The sequence below is a fragment of the Salinicola salarius genome (assembly GCF_002179555.1).
Taxonomy (GTDB): domain Bacteria; phylum Pseudomonadota; class Gammaproteobacteria; order Pseudomonadales; family Halomonadaceae; genus Salinicola; species Salinicola salarius_A.
Genome location: NZ_NHOU01000090.1, coordinates 1 through 2333, shown reverse-complemented (window position 1 = coordinate 2333; position 2333 = coordinate 1). Strand labels below are relative to the sequence as shown.

The 2333-nt window shown below is 56.7% G+C and carries 3 protein-coding genes and 1 pseudogene; 3 read left to right on the top strand and 1 reads right to left on the bottom strand.

Annotated elements, in window-relative coordinates; all coding sequences use genetic code 11:
* Positions 1–35: 35 nt before the first annotated feature.
* Positions 36–299 (top strand): annotated as a pseudogene (locus CCD76_RS19170) (aldehyde dehydrogenase family protein); the annotation flags it as partial.
* A gap of 20 nt (positions 300–319) precedes the next feature.
* Here the strand turns inward: CCD76_RS19170 and CCD76_RS19165 are convergent.
* Positions 320–1482, bottom strand: a protein-coding gene (locus CCD76_RS19165; protein WP_087721084.1) for an IS3 family transposase whose coding sequence is annotated in 2 segments (ribosomal slippage) — positions 320–1224 and positions 1224–1482 — 1164 coding nt in all. Because the reading frame shifts where the segments join, the coding sequence is not laid out codon by codon here.
* An 81-nt stretch (positions 1483–1563) separates the two neighbouring features.
* Here CCD76_RS19165 and CCD76_RS19160 point away from each other — a divergent pair.
* Both CCD76_RS19160 and CCD76_RS20610 read left to right on the top strand, forming a co-directional pair.
* Positions 1564–2226 (top strand): aldehyde dehydrogenase family protein, encoded by a 663-nt coding sequence (locus tag CCD76_RS19160; RefSeq protein ID WP_306298821.1) that lies wholly within the window; start codon positions 1564–1566, stop codon positions 2224–2226.
* A partial coding sequence (locus CCD76_RS20610; RefSeq protein ID WP_306298820.1) for an aldehyde dehydrogenase family protein occupies positions 2132–2333 on the top strand: 202 nt, incomplete at its 3' end. The genes CCD76_RS19160 and CCD76_RS20610, both read left to right, overlap by 95 nt.

The window sequence follows — 2333 nt, the reverse complement described above, 5'->3', positions numbered from 1 at the left end:
TTTCGGGCCGGCCTCATGAATAAGCCGGGTTCACTGAAGCCCTCGGTGAAGTTGCCTATGCAGCCGGTTTCCTGGAATGGTTCGCCGAAGAGGCCAAGCGTATCTATGGAGATGTGATTCCGAGTCACAAGGCCAACTCGCGTATCTTGGTCACAAAGGAACCCATTGATGTGGTTGGTGCTATCACGCCCTGGAACTTCCCATTGGCGATGATCACTCGGAAGGCGGCTCCTGCGATTGCCGCCGGCTGCAGCATGGTATTGAAGCCTTCCGAGGAAACCCCGCTTTCTGATCTTGCCCAGCGTTGGTGGACACCGACTTAAGCGATCATTCGGGCCTCGAAGGCCACCGGGCTGATCATCCCGATAGCACTGTGCCGACGCTGTCGGTTGTAGTCCAATTCGATGTACTCGAACACCTGCTGGCGCATCTGTTCTCGCGTTCGGATACGTTCACCGTGGATCGCCTCGACCTTGAGACTATGGAAGAAGCTCTCGGCGCAGGCATTGTCATAGCAGTTTCCCTTAGCGCTCATGCTGCAGTGCAGACCGTGCCGAGCCAGCATCGACTGGTATAACACCGAGCAGTACTGGCTTCCGCGGTCACTGTGCACGATGACGCCCTTCGGCATTCGGCGGTTCCACAGCGCCATCTGCAGGGCGTCGACAACGAGATCCGCTGTCATGCGCTCACGCATTGCCCAGCCAATGACCTTGCGCGAATATAGATCGAGCAGAACCGCCAAATAGAGCCAGCCTTCATTGGTCCACAGATAGGTGATATCGCCGACCCATTTCCGATTGGGCGCCTTTGCCACAAAGTCCTGTTGCAGCAGATTGGGCGCAACCGGTAGGCCGTGTCGTGAGTTCGTCGTTGCCTTGAACCGACGAGCCGCTTTGGCATGAAGGCCCTGACGACGCAGGCTGGCAGCGACCGTCTTGCGGTTGATCGACAGCCCTTCATCCTTGAGATCGAGCGTCAATCGAGGCGCGCCGGAGCGGCCCTGTTTGCGATGAAAAGCGCTGGCTACCCGATAGTCGAGAGCGGCTTGCCGGTGATGTCGTGCCGATGATAGCCCACCGCACTGCCTCCAAGCGTAATAGCCGCTTCGGGCCACGCCCACGCTTCGACACAGGCGCTGGATAGGAAATGCCTGATGGTGCTGATGGATGAAGGCGTATTTCACTTCAGGCTTTTCGCGAAATACACCGCGGCTTTTTTTGCAATTTCAAGCTCTTCCGCTTTCTCTGCGAGCTGCCGCTTAAGCCTCGCATTTTCATCGGCCAACGCTTGTTCACGCTCGGACGTGTTGGCCTTCTGCTGAGCCTTGGCACGCCACTGATAGAGCTGGCTGGTCTGCAGTCCAAGCTCGCGAGCAGCAGCGGTGACACCGATACGGTCGGCGAGCGCCAAGGCCTCATCTTTGAACTCGGGCGAATAACGGTTGCGGGTTTTCTTCATCGAAGGAGCTTGCCTTGTCATGGGTCACCTCGTCTCAGTGTACTGTCTTAACGGGGTGTCCACTGCTGATGGGCAAGATCACCTGCCATCGGTGGTGCCATTATGGACGCCAAGGTCGTACGCAAACTATCTTTCACCGGCTCTACACAGGTTGGAAAGTCACTAATGCGTCAAGCGGCTGATACCGTCAAGAAGCTTTCACTGGAACTTGGCGGCAATGCTCCCTTTATCGTGTTCGATGATGCCGATGCCGCGGTGCTGGGTGCAATAGCAGCCAAATTCCGCAACACCGGCCAGACCTGTGTCTGTGCGAACCGCTTGTATGTCCAAGATGCTGTCTATGAGGAGTTCACGCGTAAACTGGCCCAAGCCGCTTCGGAACTCAAGGTATCGGAAGGATTCTGTGAGGGAGCGTGCCAAGGACCGCTGATTAATGCGATGGCCCTCGACAAGGTTCAGGCCCATGTTGCTGATGCCGCTGAAAAAGGGGGCGAGATCCTCGCAGGGGGCAAGCCTAGCGAACTCGGCGGCACCTTCTATCCGCCGACGGTGATCGGAAATGCCAATGCCAAGATGATGGTCACTCACGAGGAGACTTTCGGGCCTGTGGCCGCTTGTTATCGGTTCAGCAGCGAAGAGGAAGTCCTTAGTATGGCCAATGAGTCAGATTATGGGCTGTCGGCATATTTTTATTCACGCGATATTGGCCGAGTCTGGCGAGTTGCCGAGGAGCTGGAAGCTGGAAGCTGGGATCATAGGCATTAATGAAGGGGCCATCTCAACCGAAGTGGCACCTTTCGGTGGAATTAAGGAGTCCGGTATCGGCCGGGAAGGATCTCATTATCCCGGCTTATTCATGAGGCCGGCCCGAA